The sequence below is a fragment of the Polaribacter sp. Hel_I_88 genome (assembly GCF_000687935.1).
Lineage (GTDB): Bacteria > Bacteroidota > Bacteroidia > Flavobacteriales > Flavobacteriaceae > Polaribacter.
The window spans coordinates 3,563,560-3,586,334 of the sequence record NZ_JHZZ01000001.1 but is presented as its reverse complement, the minus strand read 5'-3'; the positions used below and the strand labels follow the sequence as shown (position 1 = coordinate 3,586,334).

The window sequence follows — 22,775 nt, the reverse complement described above, 5'->3', positions numbered from 1 at the left end:
TTTCATTTTCAATTAGGTTTAAAACTTAAATAATATCATAACTTAAAACCAAAAAAAACCTCACAATTACATACATAATTGTGAGGTTTTCTTTTATCAGAAAAACTAAAAACTTATTCTTTTACTTTTTCTTTAAATTGATCAAACTTATCAGTTTCTGGTTTTGGCCAACTGTTGTTAGAAGTATCAACATCTGCAGTTTCCATATCTGGATCTACAGTAATTTTTGTGATTTCTTGTGTAGAAGAAAATACTCTTCTTACAGTTGCATCATCTTGCATCCAAATTTGAGCAGGGAATGTTTGTTTCGATTTTGTACCATCAGCATAGGTTAATTCAACAATCAATGGCATTACCAAACCTCCTGGCTTTTCAAATTCAACAGAATACATAAAAGAAGGAACTTCTTCACCATCAACATATTTGTCCATAGCATTTGCATTTGCATCTTCTTTATTATCTGTAATGTACACTAACTCACCTAAATTATCAAAATACTGCTTGTATTGCTCTTTTAATTTTGTAACTCTTTCACTTGGTTTATCAGTTAAATATAAAGGCTTAACTTCCTTAATACCAATGTCAGTTACATCAGTTGTATAAAACCAACCTCTAAAGAACCAATCTAAATCCATTGCTGAAGCATCTTCCATAGATCTAAAGAAATCTTCTGGAGTTGGGTGTTTAAACATCCATCTTTGAGAATAGGTTCTAAAAGCATGGTCAAATAATTCTGGACCCATAATTGTTTTACGCAACATATACAAACCAGCAGCTGGTTTAGAATATGCATTTGGTCCGAATTGTTTTACATAATCTCCTTGAGACATAATAGGAGAGATATTAGATTGATCTCCACCCATATAACGTGTAATATTTTTTGCTGGGTTTGATGCGAATAATTCTGCATCATACACATCTTCTGCTAAAATTTCAACAAAAGAGTTTAAACCTTCATCCATCCAAGTCCATTGTCTTTCATCAGAATTTACAATCATTGGGAAAAAGTTATGACCAACTTCGTGAATAATTACACCAATCATTCCTTTTTTTGTTCTGTCAGAATAGGTTCCATCAGGATTTGGACGACCAAAGTTGAAACAAATCATTGGGTATTCCATTCCTTGTCTTTCTGAATGTACAGAAACAGCTTTAGGATAAGGATAATCGAATGTTAATTTAGAATACTCAATTAAAGTTGTTGCAACAGCTCTTGTAGAGTGCTCTTCCCATAAAGGATTTCCTTCTTTAGGATATAATGAAGTAGCCATTACAGTTTTTCCATTAATATTTACAGCCATTGCATCCCAGATATATTTTCTTGAAGTTGCAAAAGCAAAGTCTCTAACTTTTTCAGCTTTAAATTTCCAAGTTTTTGTGCCAGTTGCACGTCCTTTTTCAGTTTTTTCTGCTTCTTCTTGTGTAACAATAACTACAGGATTATCGAAACTTTTTCTTGCTTTTTCAAAACGATTACGTTGTGTTTTTGTTAACACATCTTTTTCATTTTGTAAAGAACCAGTAGCTTCTACAATATGATCTGCAGGTACAGTTAAGTTTACTTCATAATCTCCAAATTCTAAAGCAAATTCAGATCTGCCCCAGAATTGCATATTTTGCCATCCTTCTACATTATTATAAACCGCTAATCTTGGAAAAAACTGAGCAATTGTATAATTGTTATTTCCATCTTCAAAAGATTCTAAACCTGAACGTCCACCATCTTTATTAATATCGTTTATTTTATAATTCCATTTAATTCTGAAATCAAATTTATCTCCAGGAGCCAATGCTTTTGGTAAATTAATACGCATCATTGTTCTGTTGATTAAGTGTGATAAAGGCTTACCATCAGTTTCAACTTTTTCGATGTTAAAACCAAAACCTTTCCCTTCTTTCATAAAGGTACTTTTAAAGTTTTCTGGAGTAATAAAAGCAGCTGCTCCATTAGATTTTGCTAAAGGAGTTTGAGAATCGTCTGCTCTCATGTTTTGATCTAATTGCACCCATAAATATTCTAAAACATCTTTAGAATTGTTATGATATGTAATTTTTTCATCACCATATATTTTATTTTCACTTTCATCTAAACGAATATCCATTACATAATCCACTTTTTGTTGGGTGTATTGATGACCTGGAGCACCAGAAGCTGTATGCTGATCGTTTGGAGTAGCCAAAACGTCCTTCATTTGTCTGAATTTGTTTTGATCTGTGTGTCCTTGTTGTGTTTTCTTTTCTTCCTTTTGTTCTTGAGCAAAGGTTGCTGTTGCTACAAAGAATAAAGAAAATACTAATAAATAGATTTTTTTCATTTGTTTTGTTTGAATTTATTTGGGCTAAATTTACAATAAGTAACCAAAAAGATAAAGGTTTGTTAAAATTTTAACAAACCTTTATCTTTTTTTAGTCCAGAGTCAACAGTCTTCAGTCTTTAGTAACTAGCAGTTTGAAATAAAAAGAATTATTGCTTCTTATATATTGCAAACTGCCTACTTTTTTACTGTTTTACTTTTTCTTTAAACTGATCAAATTTATCAGCATTTTGTCTTGGAAAACTGTTATTAGATGTGTCTACATCTGCAGTTTCTAAATCTGGATCAATCATAATGCTTGCTATTTGTTTTGTTGATGAAAATACTTTGGTGACTTCATCATCTGTATATCTCCAAATTTGAGCAGGATATGTTTTTCTTTCTTTAGAACCATCATTATACGTAAATTCAACAATAATTGGCATTACCAAACCTCCTGGTTTTTCGTAGGTAATTTCATAATGATATTTGCTTTGATTGTTGGCAAATCCTAAACCTTCTGAAGCATCTTCTACAAACTCAACAGCATCTTCAACTTCTTTTGTGCTGAATTTTTTTACTGATTTAACTCCAATATCTGTAACATCAGTGGTGTAAAACCAACCTCTCCAAAACCAATCTAAATCAACACCAGAAGCATCTTCCATGGTTCTAAAAAAATCTGCTGGAGAAGGACGCTTAAACATCCATCTTTGAGAATATGTCTTAAAAGCGTGGTCAAATAATTCTTTACCCATAATAGTTTCTCTTAAAATCCAAAGAGCAGTTGCAGGTTTTCCATACGCATTGTTTCCAAATTCATAGACATTATCTCCTTTGCTCATAATTGGCGCAATTTTAGATTGATCTCCAGCCATATATTTTACAATATTTTTAGGATATCCTCTAACAATAGGGAAGTCTTTATCATAATCTAATTCCGCTAACATTTCCATATATGAGTTTAAACCTTCATCCATCCAAGTCCATTGTCTTTCATCAGAATTTACAATCATTGGGAAAAAATTATGCCCAACTTCATGAATTGTAACTTTAACCATTCTGTATTTCATTCTATCAGAATAACCACCATCTTCTAAATCTGGTCTTCCAGGATTAAAGCAAATTTGTGGATATTCCATACCCATTTGTCCATCTACAGAAATTGCTTTGTGGTAAGGATAATCAAACGTGTATCGAGAATAGGTTTCTAAAGTTTGTGCAACAGCTCTTGTAGAATGGTCTCCATATAAAGGATTTGCTTCTTTAGAGTATAAAGATTCTGCCATTACTGTTCTACCATTTATATTTACAGCCATTGCATCAAAAATAAATTTTCTTGACGTTGCAAAAGCGTAATCACGCACATTTTCTGCAATAAATTTCCAAGTTTTAGTTTTTGTAGCTTTTGATTTTTCAATCTTTTCTGCTTCTTCTTGTGTTCTAATAATTACAGGCTCGTCAAAACTTTTGCTTGCTTCTTCTCTTCTTTTTAATTCTTTTTTAGAGAAAACATCTTTTGGGTTTTGTAAAACTCCTGTTGCTCCTAACATGTGGTCTTCAGGAACTGTAATATTTACTGTAAAATCTCCAAATTCTAGTGCGAATTCACTTCGCCCCCAAAACTGGTCATTTTGCCAACCTTCTACATTATCATAAGCACACATTCTTGGGTAGAATTGTGCAATTACATAATTGTTATTACCATCTTCAGGAAAATGCTCATAACCAGATCTTCCTCCATCAGTTCTATGATTGTTGATGTTATACCACCATTCAATATTAAATTTAAAGGTTGCTCCAGATGTTAAAGGATTTGGTAAATTAATACGCATCATGGTTTGGTTAATGGTATAGGAAAGTTTAGAACCATCCATATTGGTAACGCTCATTATGTTAAATCCACCATCAAATGCTTCCTCTACATAATTTTTTTCAAACCTGCTTTTGCTTAATTTATCTGGAATCGAGTTTGGGGAAATATCTGGAGTTTTAGAATCTTTAGCTCTCATATTCTGATCTAACTGAACCCATAAATACGCTAAATCATCTTTAGAATTATTGTGATATGTAATGGTTTCTGCACCTGTAATTTTGGTGTTTTCATCATCTAAAATGATGTCCATACTATAATCTACCTTCTGTTGGGTATAGGCTGTTCCTGGTGCTCCAGAAGCTGTTCTCTCTAAATTAGGCGTTGGTAATTCTTGTTTTAACTTCCTAAATTTATTTTGATTTGTGTGCCCTTGTTTTGTAATCTGCCCATAAGAAGTGGCTACAAATAAAAAGGAAAAAAATAAAAAACTGAGTTTTTTCATAAATGGTGTGTTTAATAGTTGGTTTTTAATTAAAATTTTAGAGTAGTCGTATTTTCATCTTTAGTAAGTAAAACACTTTTATTTTTTTTACCGACTTTCGATTTTACTAAATTTTGTTGTTCAGGAAAATGCTTTGTTAAAATGTTATTAGTAACATGTATGGTTTCTAATTGGTTAATATTTTCTATTTCGAGATAAAAATAAACTAGATCTCCTTCATATTCTTTGCCAATATAATTAAAGTTTTTTGCTTTTCCATCCACTTTAAAAAGGAGTTTTTCTTTTAAGTAATTTTCAAAATAAACATCATTATTTTTTAGTTCTTTTTTGGTAGTTAATTGCAAATCGATATCATTATCTTTATTCAAAGCGAGCTCAATATCATCCATAAAAACGTTCATAATAATTTGTATTGATTTTGACTCGCTTTTATAGGTAAGTTGTGTTAAACTCAAATAATATTTGTGCGTTGTAAACGATAAAAGTGGAATGATAAAAAGTATTAATAAAGTGTGTTTTGTTTTCATGAAAAGATAAAAATCAATTATTGAGCCAAATTAATCATTTTTTAGCTGATTGAACTCTTTTGCTTTCAATTTTAAGAAGTTTATAAACTCAAATTTGGTTTTTGAACGTTCAGCAATAAAAGAAGAATCGCTTCTGCAATAATATAAAAATCTGTATTCATCTTCTTTAGCAATTTTAAAATCTGCACCTAAATTAAATTTATATTCGCTGTAAAGTTCTGCTACATCTTCATTATCTTCAATAATTTTCTTTTGATTTTTTAACCTTTTTATAGTGCCATTAAGGGTATTTAAAATCAAATCTAAAGGAATCATTCCATTGCTTGTGCTGGCCGTATAAATTTTTCTATCAATAGGCTTTAATTTAGGAATGCCAGCATTTGGCAAGCCAAGTGAAACTGCACTAATCTCGTTTTCATTTTCTTTTACTTGAGATACATCCAAAGCTAAAACTCCTGAAAGGTTATGTTTTTTAAGTTCAAATTCATCTAATTCATAGGTTTTTAAAGCTAAATAAATTTTAAAATTGAAACTTACAAAACTGCCTTGGTTAACAATATATTCTTTTGTTTGATGTTGAACAGAGCTAAAAACTAAGGTATCCCCTAATTTACAATAGATTTTAAAATCGCCTTTTTGCGTAGAATTTGTACCAATTTTGGAGTTTTTATTATAAATATTGGCATCATTTACAACACCTAAAGAATCTACAACTGTGCCGTAAATTGGTTTTGTTTTTTGGCTAAAAGAACTAATTGTGATTATAAAAAAAAGGAAAGTTATTTTTTTCACTCTTCTATAAGCTTCAAATAAGGTTCGCTTTCTGCTCTTAAAATTTTAATGACTTCTAATTGTCGTCCTTCTTTATGTAAATTTTCAATTCCTAAAGGATTGCAATATTCTAAAAAGTGAAAATATCTATCTACAGGAATTTTTAAATCATCAAAGAAAAATTTTTCTCCTAATTCAGATAATATTTTATAAGGAAACGCTTTTTTTTGTGCCAATTTTTTTCTTAAAGCCCATAATTTAGCTGAACCTTGAAAAGGAATTACAGCAGTTGCACCTGCACCAGCCATAGGTATGGAGCCAGCCATTGTGTTTACAATTGGTGGTCTTACTTTTTCAATTTCATCAATTGAAAAATCCTTTTCAGCAAAATTAACATTCGAAAAATCCATAACGTTTCTTAATAAAGAATCTTGCACATCTCTAGGCACATCTTTAGAATCTATACCCAGTCTGCCCATTAAATTATGTCTTTTTAAATCGAACTCATCTAACTCATAAATGTTTGATTTTAGCAAAACATTGGTGCCATTTTGTTCTAAAATCTTTTCTGTTATAACTATTTTTTTTGGCAAATGTTGCACAGAAGAAAAACTTAAAGTATCGCCTTTAGAAACAAATATTCTATAGAAACCCTCATCACTAGAAAAAGTACCTTGTTTTGTTTTTAGGTTGATGATGTTCGCATTTTTAACAATACCAATAGAATCTTGTACTTTTCCTCGAATTAATTGTCTTTTTTCTTGAGAAAAAACATGGATTGATATCGAAAAAAGAAATATAAAAAATAGTAGTTTTTTGATCATAGCCTAAGTTAGTTCTAACAAATTTCGCTTTTTTTTCTATAAGATTTTGTAAAACAGCTTTTAAACTTATGTTAAAATCATTAATTTTTTTGAAGCCATGTGATTTCGGTTTTGTCTTGAGGAAAACTTTTACTTTCTGTCATTAAAATTGATGTTAATTTCAACAAGTCTTTTTCATTATAATATGTAATAATATTCTTTTTAAAACAATAATTTAAAAAAGGATTGATGTTTTCTTGCTTAATTTTTAAGTCAGTAATAAAAAAATCATCTGTGTAATATTTTCTTATTTTGGATATTACTTTATCTTCAGTACTAATTTTTTTAAGTATTTTTTTACGTCTGTTATCCCCATTTAAAGCACCAATTAAATTATCCAAACTAACAACAGCTCCAGAACTCATTTTTACAATATTGTCATCTTTTTTTGCTTTTGATTTGGCATAAGGTAAATTTAAGGTTTGAGCGTTTACAATTGGACCAGTCATTATTTCTGGATCTACATAAAAAATTCCCTTTTGTTTTTCGATAATAATTTCTTCTAATTCGTACGTTTTTAATTTTAGAGTAATTTTATAAATTTCTTGTGCTAAAATTTCTTTGGTAACTACAATATTTTCCGTCATAAAATTCAGATGAGAAAATTCTAAAACATCGCCAATTGAAACAGAAATTTCATACAAACCAAAATCATTAGAAATAGTTCCATTATTGGATTTTTTATTTACAATATGAACATCAGCAACAGGTTCTTTGTCAAAAAAAACTTGTCCTGTAGTTATTTGATTTGATTTTTGTGCATAACTAAATGTACAAAAAAGTAGTAAGTAGAGTAGTGGTTGATTTCTCATACTTACAAAGAAAGGAGAACTACTTCTTAAAAATATACTAATACAATTGTAAACTTTTGTTAAACGAAAAAAGCATCATAAAATTTATGATGCTTTTAAGAATAATTTCTAGATGTTTTACTGTTTCTCTATTGTTAACAGCGCTTTTCCTGTAACAGTAGATGTTACATTATCTACAGTAATTGCTTTATTTACGTCTGTTTCAATTGTAATTACATTACCAATGTAAGATATTACGTTAATATTTAATTGTTCTCCACCTTCATTTAAGGTTAAAATATTATCGTTCAAAGTCCAAGAACTAGATAAAAAACCAAAAGTATCGTTAAAAAATAGATTGTCTAAAAGAAGATCTTCAGTAGATTCTTGGCTATTAGCATCTTTGTAGGTTAATTGAAACACAAAGTTGCCATCAATTACTACATTATTTGGGTTTTCAGTAAAAGTCATGCTTGCATTTAAATTTTTACCAAATCCTTCACCTGTTAAAGTTGTAATTACAGGACTTGTTACACTCAAAACAGCATTATCCATAGTAACACTTGTTAAATTCCAAGTTCCCACTAAATCTGGAGCAGGAACAACAACATCTGAGGAGTTATTTACGCTACAAGAATATAAAAAAGAAATTAGTACAGTTGCAATTAAAATTTTTGTTTTCATAATTTTTGTTTAAAATTGAATTTTTTGTTTAATTAAGGATTAAAAACTCAATTATTTTTACAAAAATACTACTTTTAAATGAATTCATAAATAGTAACTTTGCAAAATGAAAAAACTGTTAGTAGCAAGTACTTCAACAATTTACGGAAGTGGATATTTAGAATATTTATTACCAACATTACAATCTTTTTTTGTGAATGTAAAAACCATTTTGTTTATTCCTTATGCAAGACCTAGTGGAATTACTTATACTGAGTACACTAAAATTGCCAAAAATGCTTTTGCTAAAATTAAGATTGATGTTGTTGGCATTCATGAATTTGAAAACCCAAAAGAAGCCATTTTAAAAGCTGAGGCTATTTTTACTGGTGGTGGAAATACATTTGAGTTGGTAAATCAACTCTATAAAAACGATGTTTTATTAACCTTAAAAAACGTTTTAGAAAACGGAACACCATATTTAGGTACAAGTGCAGGTAGTAATATTTGTGGTATTAATATGATGAATACCAATGATATGCCCATTGTATATCCGCCAAGTTTTACAACTTTGGGTTGTATTCCATTTAACATCAATGCCCATTATTTAGACCCAATTGTAGGATCAAAACACAAAGGTGAAACCAGAGAAACCCGAATAAAAGAGTTTCATGTTTTTAATACTATGGATGTTTTAGGTTTGCGTGAAGGAAGTTGGCTAGAAGTAAATGGTGATGAAATTATTTTAAAAGGTGATTTAACAGCAAGGTTGTTTCAACAGCATAAAAAGCCAGTTGAAATAGAAACAGGAATGCCCCTTTAATTCCTCAAAAGGGGAAAATTTTGCGTTAATTTGTTTTATTAAAACTGTAAAATCCGAGTAAAACTATAATCTCTGTGATTCTCTGTGCAAATCTCTGCGTTTCTCTGTGTCAAAAATTAAACGCAAAGTCCGCCAAGTTTTTTCGCAAAGAAAGCAAAGAAAAAATCAAGAAAATTTTAACCTCAATCATCAGTGAAAATCCGTGAAATCCGTGTCAACTTTATTGAGCAAGAGTTTTAGTGAAATTTGTGTAATTCATGTCTAAAACTAAACGCAAAGTCCGCAAAGAAAAAACAAGAAATTCTAACGTTAATTATCAGTGAAAATCCGTGAAATTCGTGTCAACTTTATTTCACAAGAATTTTCACTAAATCTGTGTTTGAATCTTGAATATTAAACCTTGAATCAATACTGAACATAATCCACAATTTCTAATCCATAACCAATCATACCAACACGTTTTGTTTGTTGTGTATTTGTTACCAATTTTAATTTGCTGATGTTTAGATCGTGTAGAATTTGCGCACCAATTCCAAAATCTCTTTGATCCATACCAATTGCAGGCGCTTTTGTTTCTCCTTTTTTCTGATTTTCTTTTAAAATGTTCAATCTACTCAATAAGTTTTTAGATTCATTTTTTTGATTGATAAATAAAATGGCACCTTTTCCTTCGTCATTCACAACCTTAAACATTTTATCTAGTTTTTTATCAGGATTGTTGGTTAACGTTCCTAGAATATCATTATTTACTAATGTTGAGTTTATTCTTGTTAAAACACCTTCTTCATTAGTCCAAGTTCCTTTGGTTAAGGCAATATGAACTTGATCGTTTGTGGTTTGTTGATATGCTCTTAGTCTAAATTTTCCAAAACGGGTATCAATTTCAAAATCTTCTTTTTTATCGATTAAAGAATCGTGTTCCATTCTATAAGCCACCAAATCTTCAATAGAAACAATTTTAATATCAAACTTTTTAGCCACTTTTAAAAGTTGTGGTAAACGTGCCATAGTTCCATCCTCATTCATAATTTCTACAATAACTCCAGCTGGTTGTAAACCCGCTAATCTTGCAAAATCTATGGCAGCTTCTGTGTGTCCTGTTCTTCTTAAAACACCACCTTCTTTAGCTTTTAAAGGAAAAATATGTCCTGGTCTTGCCAAATCGAAAGGTTTTGTATCTTCTTGAATTAAAGCTTGTATTGTTAAAGCTCTGTCTGATGCAGAAATTCCTGTAGTAACACCTTTTCCACGTAAATCTATAGAAACCGTAAAAGCAGTTTCCATTGGGTCTGTGTTGTTGCTAACCATCATTCCTAACTCCAATTCTTTACAACGTTTTTCTGTTAAAGGCGCACAAATTAATCCTCTACCATGAGTTGCCATAAAATTAATCATTTCTGGCGTTGCTTTTTCTGCGGCTGCTAAAAAGTCACCTTCATTTTCACGGTTTTCATCATCAACAACAATAATAACTTTGCCATTTCTAATGTCGTTAATAGCATCTTCTATGGTGTTTAATTGTGTACTTTTATGAAGTGTTTGCGTGGTCATATTTTTTCCGTTTTTTTGGAGAATATTTTTTTAAAAAATTTTGTAATAGGTTGTAAAAAGGAATCTATGTTAAATATTCCTTTATCTTTTGTGGCTCTTCTTGTTAATAAAATTGCGACAGGAACCATGATAATTGCAGAAATCCAAGAGCCTAAAAATGATGATATGGAACTTTCTTCTGCCAAGTTTTTACCAAAAGTATTTGCAAAAAAGTAAATTACATACACAGCAATTGCTAAAATCATGGGCAAACCAAAACCACCTTTTCTAATGATAGAGCCTAAAGGAGCACCAATAAAAAACAAAATAATACAAGAAAGTGAAAATGCCATTCTGTTGTAATATTCTGTATCGAAAAAGTTAAGTACTTTGCGCGAATATTTTATTTGAACTGTGGTATTTTTTAAGGTATTACTGAGTCTACTTGCTTTTGTAATTGCTGCATTTAGGATTGTAATTTTTTCTTGAACTTCAAAATTATCGATGATAATTGGTTCTAAATCTTCTTTTTTTAAAGAGTCTGGATATTGATATAATTCTTTTGCCTGTATAGTTGTGTAAATATTTTTTGCACGAAGCTCTAAGGTTTCGTCATAACTTCTTTTTAACTCAGGAATGGTGTCTTTAATTTGTTGTAAAGTTAGCATCATTGCACTTGTAGAAGAAACTATAGTATCTAAGGTTCCTTGGTCTAGAGCATCACCAATATCAATATTAAATTCATATTCTTTAAAAGTAGCATTTGAGGCTGCCATTTTTTGCCTTTTTGCAAGCGTCCTTGCAGATTTTACGTGTTCTTCATAATAATTACCATCGTATAAAATAAAGGTCATATATCTACTTCCTTCTTCTGTAACTATTTTTCCCCTTTCTGCAGTAATTACTTTTTGATTTCCTTTGTTGCCTTTTAAATCGTAAATTAATACGTTCTTTAAAAGATTTTCATCTTCCCCATATTTTTCATCGAATTTAATTTGAAATCCGGGAATATCCGCATTAAAACTACCAGCAACTAAAGCCATAGCTGGTTTTTTCTTTTTGATATTCAAGTACAAATTTTTCTGTTTTAAATTTGCATACGGAAAAATATTATTTAGGAATAAGAAGTTTATTCCACTTAAGGCAATAGCTAAAAATGCGATTGGCCTTACCAATCTTTGTAAAGAAATTCCTGCAGATTTTGCAGCTGCAAACTCATAATTCTCGCCTAAATTACCCAATGCCATTATAGATGACAAAAGCACGCCAATTGGCAATGCTTGTGGAATAATCATTAAAGTAGTGTAATATAAAAATTTTAGTATAAAAATAACGCTAATTCCTTTACCAGCAATATTCTCGAAAGCTTGCCATAAAGTTTGCATTACCAATACAAATAGTACAATTAAAAATGTAGCTACAAAAGGAACTAAAAAGCTCTTTAAAATGTATTTATCTAATATTTTCATAAAAAAAACAAAAGTAGCATCTTAAAAGATAAGATGCTACTAATTTATTGTTAATTGAAATAATATTTATAATTAATCAATGGTGTATTTTTGACTTACATATTTTTGTCTATCAAACGTAAAAAAGTTATTTGATAAAGGTTGATTGCTTTTAAAAGTAGTAATTACAAAACTTGTTTTTGCTCCATTAGAACCTGTTTGAATCAACTTGTAAATGTGCTTTGTTTTTGCATCAATACCTAATTCTACTTTTACAATATCAGAATCGCTATCTATAGGGTTTAAAGTTACAAACTGAATGTTTCTTCCATTAATGTTCTCTAATTTTCCCATTTCAAAATTATAGCCTTCTTTGTAAAAAGTTAATAATTTTGATGGATAAATAAAACCATCATCTCCACTCATATCTCCAGAAGTAATGGAAATTTCTTTTTCTTCGTTATTAATTACATACAAGTTTTTACCATCGTAAATAAAATTATTCCCTAAATAATTTAAGTTATATTTTTCTCCTTGCAAATTAATTTCTCCTCTAATTGGTGGTTCATCACCTTCTTTTATGCCAGCTTCTTTGTTGCTTAATGTTTGGCTAAAACCTAAGTACATATTGTTATAAGCACTCATTTTTGCAGAAACTTCGTCCAACAAAGATTTTGCTTTTGCTGAGTTTTGTGAAAATGTAATGGTTGTTAAAAATAAACTTAAAAATAAAATTGTTATTTTTTTCATATTTCTCTAATTTCCTTTTTTTAAATAAAAGTATTTGTTTAATTCTTTTCGTTTTCTAATAATTGTTCTAAAGCCACAAAATCGGGTACTAAAACTTGTCTTGCTTTACTGCCCTCAAAACCGCCAACAATGCCAGCAGCCTCTAACTGGTCAATTAATCTACCAGCTCTATTGTAGCCTAATTTTAATTTTCTTTGTAATAAAGAAGCTGAACCTTGTTGCGCAGTTACAATAATTTCTGCTGCATCTTTAAATAACTTATCTCTATCTTCAATATCAATATCAATACTTGTGCCACTTTCATCATCTACATATTCTGGCAATAAATAAGCATCAGCATATGCTTTTTGAGAACCAATAAAATCGGTTATTTTCTCTACTTCAGGAGTATCTACAAAAGCACATTGTATTCTGCTTAATGTGTTTCCTGCTGTATATAATAAATCTCCACGTCCAATTAATTGATCTGCTCCACCAGCATCTAAAATGGTTCTAGAATCTATTTTAGAAGTTACTCTAAATGCAATTCTTGCTGGAAAGTTCGCTTTTATAATACCAGTAATTACGTTTACAGAAGGTCTTTGTGTTGCTACAATTAAATGAATTCCAATAGCTCTTGCCAACTGTGCTAAACGTGCAATTGGCGTTTCTACTTCTTTACCAGCAGTCATAATTAAATCTGCAAATTCATCAATTACCAAAACAATATAAGGTAAAAATTGATGCCCTTCATTAGGATTTAATTTTCGTTGTTTAAATTTCGCATTGTATTCTTTAATGTTACGAACCATGGCTGCTTTTAGCAAATCGTAACGATTATCCATTTCAATACAAAGCGAATTTAACGTATGTACAACTTTGGTAGTGTCTGTAATAATTGCTTCTTCAACATCTGGTAATTTTGCCAAATAATGACGCTCAATTTTGTTGAATAAAGTAAGTTCTACTTTCTTTGGATCTACCAAAATAAACTTAACTTCTGCTGGGTGTTTTTTATATAAGAGTGATGTTAAAACTGCATTTAAACCCACCGATTTTCCTTGACCAGTTGCTCCTGCCATTAAAAGGTGAGGCATTTTTGCTAAATCTACCACAAATGTTTCGTTACTAATTGTTTTACCTAATGCAATTGGTAATTCCATATGAGATTCTTGGAATCTCTTTGAGGTTATTACAGAATGCATAGAAACAATAGTCGATTTTTTGTTTGGAACTTCAATACCAATCGTTCCTTTTCCAGGAATTGGAGCAATAATTCTAATTCCTAAAGCTGATAAAGACAAGGCAATATCATCTTCTAAGTTTTTAATTTTTGAGATTCTAATTCCAGCTTCTGGTACAATTTCATATAAGGTAATTGTTGGTCCAACAGTCGCTTTTATTTCTGCAATTCCAATTTTATAATTTTTTAAAGTATCTACAATTCTGTCTTTATTGGCTTCTAATTCCTCAGGATCAATAGAAATACTCTCATTATATTGTTTCAGTAAATTAAAAGTTGGGAACTTAAAATTAGATAATTCTAAAGTAGGATCAAACTCACCAAAATCTTGTAATATTTTATCTGATAAATTTTCTGTAGATGATTCTTCTTCTCTTGCAATAGCAATGTCTATTCCAACATCATTCATATCTCCAACAGTTTCCTCTACTTGAATTTCTGTTGCAGGTTTTTCTTCAATTAATAAGGTAAGTTTTTCTTTAGCAGTTTTAACATCAGAATGTTTAGAAATTGTAGGTTTTAAATTATCTACACTTAATTCAAATTCCGATTTTTTAGTTTTTGTATCAGCAACAACTTCTTTTACCTTTTCTTTTGTATCAATTTTATTAGATTCTTTTTCTATTGATATTTCTTCTTTTTCTAAAGCTTGTCTTTCTGTTCTTTCAATTCTTTTTTGCTTCATTTTTTCAATAAAAGCATCAATATTAACTTTATAACGAACAATTAAATAGGTTAAGAATAAAAAGATTAAAACAATTGTTAAGCCAGTTTTACCAATAAAAGTTTGTAAATATTCATTAATTTCAAAACCAATAACCCCAGATAAAAGTGCATATTTTTGATGTAAAAAACCAAGCGTTACAGAAATCCAAAGCATGGCTACTAAGCTCCAATTCCAAGAAATAATAACTTTCGAGAATTTTTGTTTTATCAAAATATAAAATCCTGACATAAAAATTTGAAAAGCAATTATAAAAGCTGCTAAACCAAAACCATCGTAAATAAAAAAGTGACTTAAATTGGCACCAATCTTACCTAATAAATTACTGCTTTTTACAGATTTATCTGTTAAATAATTTAAAGTACTTTGGTCTTCTTGCCAATTAAAAAAAAAGGAAATAAAGGCAATGCCCAAAAAAAATGCGAATAACATCAAGAAAAAACCAAAAATGGTTTGTGCTTGTCTTGTTTTAAAATAAGAAAAAAAACTATTTTTTTTATCCGCTTTAATTTCTTTGTTAACTGTTGGTTTTTTTAAGATTTGCTTCTTTTTGGCCATTAAAAATAAAAGTAAATTTTTAGAGGGTAAAGATACATTTTTGCTTACAACAACAAAGAAATTTTTGGAACATAAATAATACCAGCAATAATTAAAGAGATTAAAGCTGCAAATGTTGGTGCACCTGCAGCAATATCTTTAATTAATCCTATTTTTACGTGGAATTCTGGATGAATAAAATCGGCAACTTCTTCGATAGCAGAATTTGCAGCTTCAGCAACTAAAACTAAACCAATTGCTAAACATTGTACAGCCCATTCCATTTCAGAAATATTAAAAACGAACCCTAAGATAGTTGCAATTAAAGCGAAAAATAATTGTGCTTTAATACTGTCTTCAGTAGTCATTAAAATCCATAAACCTTTAAAGGCAAATTTTAAACTTCTAACTCTACCTCTTAAAAAACCATCATTAGGATTTTTCATTTTTTAAATAGCTTTTAAAGCAGCTTCGTAATTTGGTTCTTCAGCAATTTCAGGAACTTGTTGTGTGTAGGTAACAATTCCTTTTGGGTTTACAATAACAATTGCTCTAGAATGCAAGTCTGCCATTGGTCCATTTGCAATGTTTAGTTTGTAATCTTTTCCAAAATTTCCTTTGGCAAAATCAGATAGCATTACAACATTATCTAAACCTTCTGCAGCACAAAAACGAGCCTGTGCAAAAGGTAAATCTTTAGAAATACATAAAACTACAGTATTTTCTAAACCAGATGCTTTTTCATTAAATTCTCTTACAGACATTGCACAAATACCAGTATCTACACTTGGAAAAATATTCATAATGATATTTTTACCTTCATAATCTGATAAAGATTTATGCGATAAATCTACAGTTGTTAATGTAAAACTTGGTGCTTTGCTGCCCATTTTTGGTAAATCTCCTATGGTACTTATTGCGTTTCCTTTTAATGTAATATCTGCCATTTTATTTATTTTTTTTATTGATATCCAAAAGTAAGAATAATTAAATCAATCCCTAAAAAATAATATCTAAAACATCCTTAATTTTAAGTATTGCTTTCGATTTAATACTTTTTTAACAATTATACAAAACCGTAACTTCATTCTATGCGTAAATATAAGGGTAACACAAAAATTAATTAATACTAAATAAATTTATCATTATGAACAAATCAAATTTTTTAAAAGCGTCAATTTTTATTTTTACATTATTTATAGGACAAACCTATTTTGCTCAAAACACTAAAATGGTTGGTGGAGCAGAAATGTTTCCAACTAAAAATATTATAGAAAATGCTGTAAACTCTAAAGATCATACAACACTTGTAGCAGCAGTAAAAGCAGCAGACTTAGTAGCAACATTATCAGGAGATGGCCCTTTTACTGTTTTTGCACCAATCAATAAAGCGTTTGAAATCTTGCCAGAAGGAACTGTTGCAACTTTATTAAAGCCAGAAAACAAAAAGCAATTACAAACAATTTTAACGTATCACGTAGTTGCTGGCAAAGTTAGTGCTGCAGATTTAATTAAAATGATTAAAGATAATGACGGAAAAGTAGCAATTAAAACTGTTAGTGGAGGAACTATTACAGCTTGGATGAAAGACAAAAAAGTTTATATTTCTGATGAAAATGGGGGTAAAGCAATTGTGACAATCGCAGATGTAAATCAATCTAATGGTGTAATTCACGTTATAGATAGTGTCTTATTACCAAAATCTTAATCTTATTAGTAAAATTTAATATAATTTTAAAACCACTTTCCCTAAAAGTGGTTTTTTTATGCTTTTATTTTTTAAGATACACACTATTTGTATTGATAACTAATTGTATTTTTGCCCACTGAAAAAAGCAAGCATAAACCGTGAACATCACACAATATACATCAGAATTTAAATACAATTTAAAACTAGCAGCACCTGTAATGTTGGGCATGTTAGGGCACACTTTTGTGGCTTTTGTAGATAATATTATGGTTGGCCAATTAGGAACTGCAGAACTAGCAGCAGTCTCTTTAGGAAACAGTTTTATGTTTATTGCAATGTCTATTGGAATTGGTTTTTCAACGGCAATTACACCAATTATTGCAGAAGCAGATTCGTCTGATAATCTACAACAAGCAAGATCTGGTTATAAAAGTGGTTTGTTTTTATGCACAACATTAGGTATTATATTATTTCTTTTGGTGTTTTTTTCAAAACCATTAATGTATTTAATGCAACAGCCAGAAGAAGTTGTAGCACTGGCAATTCCGTATTTAGATTTAGTGGCATTTTCTTTAATTCCGTTGATAATTTTCCAAGCAATAAAGCAATTTAGCGATGGAATGTCGATGACCAAATACCCAATGTATGCTACTTTATTAGCAAATATTGTAAACGTAGTTTTAAACTATATTTTGATATTTGGTAAATTTGGTTTTCCAGAAATGGGCATTGTTGGTGCAGCTTATGGAACACTGGTTTCACGTTTTGTAATGGTTATTTATTTGTGGGTTTTATTGCGTTACAAAGAGCGTTCTGCAAAAATTGTAAAAGATATAAAACTCTTTGTCTTAGATAGTTTGATGATTAAAAAAATTATCAACTTAGGTTCTTTAAGTGCGATGCAAATGTTTTTTGAAGTCGCAATTTTTACAGCAGCCATTTGGTTGAGTGGTTTGTTGGGCAAAAATCCGCAAGCAGCAAATCAAATTGCGTTGAATTTATCTTCCATGACATTTATGGTAGCTATGGGTTTAAGTGTGGCTTCTATGATTAGAGTTGGGAATCAAAAAGGTTTACAGAACTACAAAGAATTGCGTAGAATTGCATTTTCTATCTTTTTATTAGGTGCTTTATTGGCAAGTTTATTTGCATTATTATTCTTTATTTTCCATAAAAGTTTACCAAACATTTATATGGATTTAAATGATGCCAAAAATTATGCAGATAACATGGAAGTAGTTTCAATTGCTGCAGATTTATTATTAGTAGCCGCGTTTTTCCAAATTTCAGATAGTATTCAAGTCGTTTTCTTGGGAGCTTTGCGTGGCTTGCAAGATGTTAAAGTGCCAACAATACTTACCTTTATATCTTATTGGTGTGTTGGTTTTCCTGTTTCTTACTTTTTAGGTAAAGAAGATATGTATGGTAGTTTTGGTATTTGGTTAGGACTTTTGGCAGGTTTAACAACGGCTTCAGTGTTGTTGTATATCAGGTTTAATAAATTAACTTTAAAGTTGATTGAGGAAAAAAAGGAACTTATTAAAAGAGTTTAATTCCTTAACTAAAAAGACAACCATATATAAAAATCAACTTCTTTATTATAGATGTATTTCTAACCAATATTTTAATTATTGCGCTTTAAAAAATAAGAAAATACATTCTTTGAACTAAAAAAGGCGCCAAACATACTTCATAAATCAAAAAATAAAAAAACACAAAAACCTCGCTTTTTAATTATTTTTTAAGATATTTAGTTTTTTATGTTTAAAAATGGTCATTTAAATAATTATAGCACTCATTTTATAAGATATATATAAAATGGAGAACATATAGAAAATTCACCATCAATAATCGTGAAAATTTAATGTAAGTCTCTGAAATAGTGTAATTTTACACTTTTAAATTTAAAATTAATTTAACACTTATCTATTGAAAGAACAATATCACAAATGGTATTCACCAACATTAAGTAAAGATATCGAAATGTTGGTTTTTGGGCATGCAGGTTATCCTTTAGTTTTATTTCCAACTACTAGTGGGCGATTTTACGAGTGTAGAGATTTTAAATTAATTGAATCTGCAAAATGGTTTTTAGAGGAAGGTTTAGTGCAGATTTATTGTCCAGATTCTATAAACGAATTAAGTTGGTATGATAAAAATATTCATCCTGCAGATCGTGTAAGAAATCATATTTGGTATGATAAATTTATTATGGATGAAGTTGTTAACCCAATTTGCCAAGAAAGAGGCATGCAAAAAATAGCTGTTGCTGGTGTTAGTTTTGGTGGGTATCATGCAGCAAACTTTGCATTTAAACATCCAGAAAGAGTAAGCCATATGTTTAGTTTAAGTGGTTCTTTTGATATCAAATCTTTTTTAGATGGGTATTATGATGACAATGTTTTCTATAACAATCCTGTAGATTTTCTTCCTGGTAGTAATCACTCAGAACTTTGGAATATGAAAATTATTTTAGGAACAAGCGATTGGGATATTTGTTTAGAAGCAAATCAAAATTTAGCAAAAATATTAACGGATAAAAATATTCCTTTTTGGTTTGATGAACGAAAATGGGCTGAACACGATTGGCCAATTTGGAGACAAATGTTTCCTCATTATTTATCAACAATATAAAAAGACACAACTAACAAACACAAAAATATATACAGCATTATGAGAAAAATTGGAATTTTATTCGGACAAGAAAACACGTTTCCACAAGCATTTATAGACAGAGTTAATCAGAAAATTAAGGAACAAGGCATCAAAGATATGATGGCTGAAGCAGTTTTAATTGATACTGTAGAACAAGCAAAATCAGATGAGTATGCAGTAATTATTGATAGAATTTCGCAAGATGTTCCTTTTTACAGAGCGTATTTAAAAAATGCTGCAATTACAGGAACTGCTGTTATTAACAATCCTTTTTGGTGGAGTGCAGATGAAAAGTTTTTCAACAATGCTTTGGCTGAAAAAGTGGGAGTGCCTGTACCAAAAACATTTATTTTACCAACGTCTCAAAGACCACCAGATACTACTGAAAACTCTTTTAGAAACATGAAATATCCTTTTGATTGGGAAAAAATGTTTGAAACTATTGGTTTTCCTGCTTATATGAAACCACATGATGGAGGTGGATGGAAAAGTGTATATAGAGTTGATAATCCTGAAGATTTATGGCAAAAACATGGAGAAACAGAGAATCTTGTAATGATGCTACAAGAGGAAATCAATTTTAAAGAATATTTTAGATGTTATGTTTTAGGAACTGATAATGTACATATTATGCAATATGAGCCAAGAAACCCTCATCATTTACGTTATGTTTTAGATGGCGAACCTGTTGATCAAAAAATATTAGATACTGTGCACGAATATTGTATTCGTTTAAACAAAGCTTTAGGATACGACTTTAATACAGTAGAATTCGCAGTAAGAGATGGCATTCCTTATGCTATTGATTTTTGTAATCCTGCACCAGATGCTGATATTCATTCTGTAGGTCAAGAAAATTTTGATTGGATTGTAGAAAATGCTGCAAATATGGCTATTGAAAAAGCAAAACAATACAAAAAAGGCCAAATGAATTTAACTTGGGGAAGTTTTGTTACAGATCAAGTTGCTGCTCCAAAAGCAGTGGCTAAAAAAGCACCCGTAAAGAAAGCGCCTGCTAAAAAAACGGTTGCGAAAAAAGCACCTGTAAAAAAAGCATCAGCGAAAAAAACTCCAACAAAATCTAAATCTGCTAAAAAGTAGATTTTTTTAAAGTAATTTTAAAATGTCTGTTCGAGCGCAGTCGAGAACTTGTTAGTTCCTAAATAATTATCAAACCTTTCGATTGCGCTCAAGGAGACAGACTAAATTTTAATTAACTTTATTCATTAATATTTTTTCCCATATGAAATTTACATTAGGTATAGAAGAAGAGTACCAAGTAATTGATCCTGCAACAAGAGAGTTGGTTTCTCACGATCAAAAAATTGTTTCAGAAGCCGCCAAAACTTTAAACGACCAAGTAAAAGCAGAAATGCATCAAGCTGTGGTTGAAGTTGGTACAAATATTTGTGAAGATATTACAGATGCAAGACAGCAAATTTCTGGACTTCGAAGATCAATTTCTGATATTGCAGGTGGTTTAGGATATAAAATTGGTGCTGCAGGTACACATCCTTTTTCTAAATGGGAAACGCAATTAATTACACCAAATCCTAGATACGATGAGATAATTAATGAGTTACAAGATACTGCAAGATCTAATTTAATTTTTGGTTTGCATGTGCATGTGGGTATGGAAGATAAAAATATGGCATTACATTTAGTAAATGCCATGCGTTATTTTTTACCTCATTTATATGCTTTGTCTACAAACTCGCCTTTTTGGGAAGGTAGAAATACAGGTTTTAAATCTTTTAGATCAAAGGTTTTTGATAAGTTTCCAAGAACAGGAATTCCTGGAGTTTTCGATAACTATGCACAATATGAGAATTATGTAAACCTTTTGGTTAAAACAAAATGTATAGACAATCCAAAGAAAATTTGGTGGGATATTCGTATTCACCCAATTTTCCCAACGTTAGAAGTTCGTATTTGTGATATTCCAATGACTGTTGATGAAACTGTATGTATTGCTGCATTAATTCAAGCTTTAGTGGCTAAATTATACAAGTTAAGAACGCATAATTTAAACTTTATGGTGTACCATAGAGCGTTAATTAACGAGAATAAATGGCGAGCAAGTAGATATGGAATTGCAGGGAAAATGATTGATTTTGGTCTTGAAAAAGAAGTCGAAACAAAACATTTAATGGCTGAGTTTGTAGATTTTGTAGATGATGTTTTAGACGATTTAGGTTCTAGAGAAGAAGTAGAATCCATCTTTAAAATATTAGAAAATGGAACAGGAGCAGACAGGCAATTAAAGGTTTTTGAAGAAACGAAAGATTTAGTAAAGGTAGTAGATTATATAACAGAACAAACAATTTTAGGAGTTTAAGTATTTTATGTTAATGAATAACGAGAAAGTAAAAGTTGCCATTTTAGATATGAACAACAATGCCCCAAATCAGGGTTTACGTTGTATCAAAGAAATCGTAGAAACTTTTCATGAAGAAGTGAGTTTTACCATTTTTGATGTAAGACATAAAAGTGAAATACCAGATAATACGTACGATATTTATATATCAAGTGGTGGTCCAGGAAGTCCTTTAGAAGAGGAGTTATGGAGAAAACCTTATTTAGAATTGATGCAAAATTTATGGAATCATAACAAAGAATCTGATGATAAAAAATCAGTATTCTTTATTTGTTATTCTTTTCAAGTGATGTGTAAATATTTTGAGTTAGGAGAAATTAAATTAAGAAAAAGTACTTCTTTTGGTATTTTACCAGTTCATAAAACAAAAAAAGGTAAAAAAGATGTTTTATTAGAAGGTTTAAATGATCCTTTTTATGCTGTAGATTCCAGAGATTGGCAATTAGTACAACCAAGATTACAAGTTTTTAAAGAAAAAGGAGCTTCTATTTTAAGTTTAGAGAAAATTAGAACTCATGTAGAATTAGAGCGTGCAATTATGGCTGTTCGTTTTTCTGATGAGTTTGTGGGTACACAATTTCATCCAGAAGCAGATCCTGTAAGCATGGCTGATCATTTTGCTTTAGAAGAAAATAAAAAAGTAATTATTAGTAGTTTTGGCGAAGAAAAATATGCGCAAATGATGGATAGAATGGATGATCCAGATAAATTAATTATGACGTATGAAACTATTTTACCAAAGTTTATAAGAAATGCTATTAGCAAAAAACAAGCACTAATTTTATCTTAATT

The 22,775-nt window shown here is 30.0% G+C and carries 20 protein-coding genes; 7 read left to right on the top strand and 13 right to left on the bottom strand.

Annotated elements, in window-relative coordinates; genetic code table 11:
* Positions 1-113 precede the first annotated feature (113 nt).
* The 7 genes from P161_RS0116030 to P161_RS0116000 form a co-directional block, all read right to left on the bottom strand.
* Entirely contained in the window at positions 114-2,315 is a 2,202-nt protein-coding gene (locus tag P161_RS0116030) for a M1 family metallopeptidase (protein WP_026777911.1), read from the bottom strand.
* Positions 2,316-2,500: 185 nt separating this feature from the next.
* Entirely contained in the window at positions 2,501-4,612 is a 2,112-nt protein-coding gene (locus P161_RS0116025) for a M1 family metallopeptidase (protein ID WP_026777910.1), read from the bottom strand.
* A gap of 29 nt (positions 4,613-4,641) precedes the next feature.
* Entirely contained in the window at positions 4,642-5,139 is a 498-nt protein-coding gene (locus P161_RS0116020; protein ID WP_026777909.1) for a DUF6702 family protein, read from the bottom strand.
* A 30-nt stretch (positions 5,140-5,169) separates the two neighbouring features.
* Positions 5,170-5,931 (bottom strand): hypothetical protein, encoded by a 762-nt coding sequence (locus P161_RS0116015; RefSeq protein WP_026777908.1) that lies wholly within the window; start codon positions 5,929-5,931, stop codon positions 5,170-5,172.
* Positions 5,928-6,734, bottom strand: coding sequence for a hypothetical protein (locus P161_RS0116010; protein WP_026777907.1), 807 nt, complete (start codon positions 6,732-6,734; stop codon positions 5,928-5,930). Before P161_RS0116010 ends, P161_RS0116015 begins: the two co-directional genes overlap by 4 nt.
* 80 nt (positions 6,735-6,814) lie before the next feature.
* Entirely contained in the window at positions 6,815-7,585 is a 771-nt protein-coding gene (locus tag P161_RS0116005; RefSeq protein ID WP_026777906.1) for a hypothetical protein, read from the bottom strand.
* Between the two features lie 117 nt (positions 7,586-7,702).
* Positions 7,703-8,248: a lipocalin family protein gene (locus tag P161_RS0116000; protein WP_026777905.1), complete on the bottom strand. Its 546-nt coding sequence runs from the start codon at positions 8,246-8,248 to the stop codon at positions 7,703-7,705.
* 106 nt (positions 8,249-8,354) lie between these two features.
* On the opposite strand from P161_RS0116000, the gene pepE reads away from it, so the two are divergent.
* The gene (pepE, locus tag P161_RS0115995) at positions 8,355-9,050 is read left to right on the top strand and encodes a dipeptidase PepE (protein WP_026777904.1); all 696 of its coding nucleotides are present in this window, start codon (positions 8,355-8,357) and stop codon (positions 9,048-9,050) included.
* Between the two features lie 405 nt (positions 9,051-9,455).
* Here pepE and ribB read toward each other — a convergent pair whose 3' ends face one another.
* From ribB to tpx, 6 genes are all read right to left on the bottom strand, one after another.
* Positions 9,456-10,601: a 3,4-dihydroxy-2-butanone-4-phosphate synthase gene (ribB, locus tag P161_RS0115990; RefSeq protein ID WP_026777903.1), complete on the bottom strand. Its 1,146-nt coding sequence runs from the start codon at positions 10,599-10,601 to the stop codon at positions 9,456-9,458.
* Positions 10,598-12,049, bottom strand: a complete 1,452-nt coding sequence (locus P161_RS0115985; RefSeq protein ID WP_026777902.1) for an LptF/LptG family permease — start codon at positions 12,047-12,049, stop codon at positions 10,598-10,600. The genes ribB and P161_RS0115985 overlap by 4 nt, the downstream gene beginning before the upstream one ends.
* Positions 12,050-12,121: 72 nt before the next feature.
* Positions 12,122-12,778: an outer membrane lipoprotein carrier protein LolA gene (locus P161_RS0115980; protein ID WP_026777901.1), complete on the bottom strand. Its 657-nt coding sequence runs from the start codon at positions 12,776-12,778 to the stop codon at positions 12,122-12,124.
* A 38-nt stretch (positions 12,779-12,816) separates the two neighbouring features.
* Positions 12,817-15,282 carry a DNA translocase FtsK gene (locus P161_RS0115975; protein ID WP_026777900.1) on the bottom strand — a complete coding sequence of 822 codons (2,466 nt, stop codon included), beginning with the start codon at positions 15,280-15,282 and terminating at the stop codon, positions 12,817-12,819.
* A 44-nt stretch (positions 15,283-15,326) separates the two neighbouring features.
* Complete coding sequence (locus P161_RS0115970; RefSeq protein WP_026777899.1) at positions 15,327-15,707, bottom strand: diacylglycerol kinase family protein; 381 nt, start codon at positions 15,705-15,707, stop codon at positions 15,327-15,329.
* Positions 15,708-15,710: 3 nt separating this feature from the next.
* Complete coding sequence (gene tpx, locus P161_RS0115965) at positions 15,711-16,208, bottom strand: thiol peroxidase (RefSeq protein WP_026777898.1); 498 nt, start codon at positions 16,206-16,208, stop codon at positions 15,711-15,713.
* 200 nt (positions 16,209-16,408) lie between these two features.
* Between tpx and P161_RS0115960 the strand changes: the two genes are divergently transcribed.
* From P161_RS0115960 to P161_RS0115935, 6 genes are all read left to right on the top strand, one after another.
* Entirely contained in the window at positions 16,409-16,969 is a 561-nt protein-coding gene (locus P161_RS0115960) for a fasciclin domain-containing protein (RefSeq protein ID WP_026777897.1), read from the top strand.
* 140 nt (positions 16,970-17,109) lie between these two features.
* Positions 17,110-18,504 carry an MATE family efflux transporter gene (locus P161_RS0115955; RefSeq protein WP_026777896.1) on the top strand — a complete coding sequence of 465 codons (1,395 nt, stop codon included), beginning with the start codon at positions 17,110-17,112 and terminating at the stop codon, positions 18,502-18,504.
* A 376-nt stretch (positions 18,505-18,880) separates the two neighbouring features.
* Positions 18,881-19,585 carry an esterase family protein gene (locus tag P161_RS0115950; RefSeq protein ID WP_026777895.1) on the top strand — a complete coding sequence of 235 codons (705 nt, stop codon included), beginning with the start codon at positions 18,881-18,883 and terminating at the stop codon, positions 19,583-19,585.
* 39 nt (positions 19,586-19,624) lie between these two features.
* Positions 19,625-20,707 (top strand): RimK family alpha-L-glutamate ligase, encoded by a 1,083-nt coding sequence (locus P161_RS0115945; protein ID WP_026777894.1) that lies wholly within the window; start codon positions 19,625-19,627, stop codon positions 20,705-20,707.
* A gap of 142 nt (positions 20,708-20,849) precedes the next feature.
* On the top strand, positions 20,850-21,944 hold the full coding sequence (locus tag P161_RS0115940; protein WP_026777893.1) for a carboxylate-amine ligase: 1,095 nt from the start codon (positions 20,850-20,852) through the stop codon (positions 21,942-21,944).
* A gap of 13 nt (positions 21,945-21,957) precedes the next feature.
* Positions 21,958-22,773: a type 1 glutamine amidotransferase gene (locus P161_RS0115935; protein ID WP_026777892.1), complete on the top strand. Its 816-nt coding sequence runs from the start codon at positions 21,958-21,960 to the stop codon at positions 22,771-22,773.
* Positions 22,774-22,775 lie beyond the last annotated feature (2 nt).

Coding starts and splice junctions, on each gene's coding strand:
- P161_RS0115960 (WP_026777897.1), top strand. CDS start 16,409: ATGAACAAATCAAATTTTTTAAAAGCGTCAATTTTTATTTTTACATTA.
- P161_RS0116000 (WP_026777905.1), bottom strand. CDS start 8,248: ATGAAAACAAAAATTTTAATTGCAACTGTACTAATTTCTTTTTTATAT.
- P161_RS0115945 (WP_026777894.1), top strand. CDS start 19,625: ATGAGAAAAATTGGAATTTTATTCGGACAAGAAAACACGTTTCCACAA.
- P161_RS0115980 (WP_026777901.1), bottom strand. CDS start 12,778: ATGAAAAAAATAACAATTTTATTTTTAAGTTTATTTTTAACAACCATT.
- P161_RS0116010 (WP_026777907.1), bottom strand. CDS start 6,734: ATGATCAAAAAACTACTATTTTTTATATTTCTTTTTTCGATATCAATC.
- P161_RS0115935 (WP_026777892.1), top strand. CDS start 21,958: ATGAATAACGAGAAAGTAAAAGTTGCCATTTTAGATATGAACAACAAT.
- P161_RS0115985 (WP_026777902.1), bottom strand. CDS start 12,049: ATGAAAATATTAGATAAATACATTTTAAAGAGCTTTTTAGTTCCTTTT.
- P161_RS0115970 (WP_026777899.1), bottom strand. CDS start 15,707: ATGAAAAATCCTAATGATGGTTTTTTAAGAGGTAGAGTTAGAAGTTTA.
- tpx (WP_026777898.1), bottom strand. CDS start 16,208: ATGGCAGATATTACATTAAAAGGAAACGCAATAAGTACCATAGGAGAT.
- ribB (WP_026777903.1), bottom strand. CDS start 10,601: ATGACCACGCAAACACTTCATAAAAGTACACAATTAAACACCATAGAA.
- P161_RS0115940 (WP_026777893.1), top strand. CDS start 20,850: ATGAAATTTACATTAGGTATAGAAGAAGAGTACCAAGTAATTGATCCT.
- P161_RS0116025 (WP_026777910.1), bottom strand. CDS start 4,612: ATGAAAAAACTCAGTTTTTTATTTTTTTCCTTTTTATTTGTAGCCACT.
- P161_RS0116030 (WP_026777911.1), bottom strand. CDS start 2,315: ATGAAAAAAATCTATTTATTAGTATTTTCTTTATTCTTTGTAGCAACA.
- P161_RS0116005 (WP_026777906.1), bottom strand. CDS start 7,585: ATGAGAAATCAACCACTACTCTACTTACTACTTTTTTGTACATTTAGT.
- P161_RS0115975 (WP_026777900.1), bottom strand. CDS start 15,282: ATGGCCAAAAAGAAGCAAATCTTAAAAAAACCAACAGTTAACAAAGAA.
- P161_RS0116020 (WP_026777909.1), bottom strand. CDS start 5,139: ATGAAAACAAAACACACTTTATTAATACTTTTTATCATTCCACTTTTA.
- pepE (WP_026777904.1), top strand. CDS start 8,355: ATGAAAAAACTGTTAGTAGCAAGTACTTCAACAATTTACGGAAGTGGA.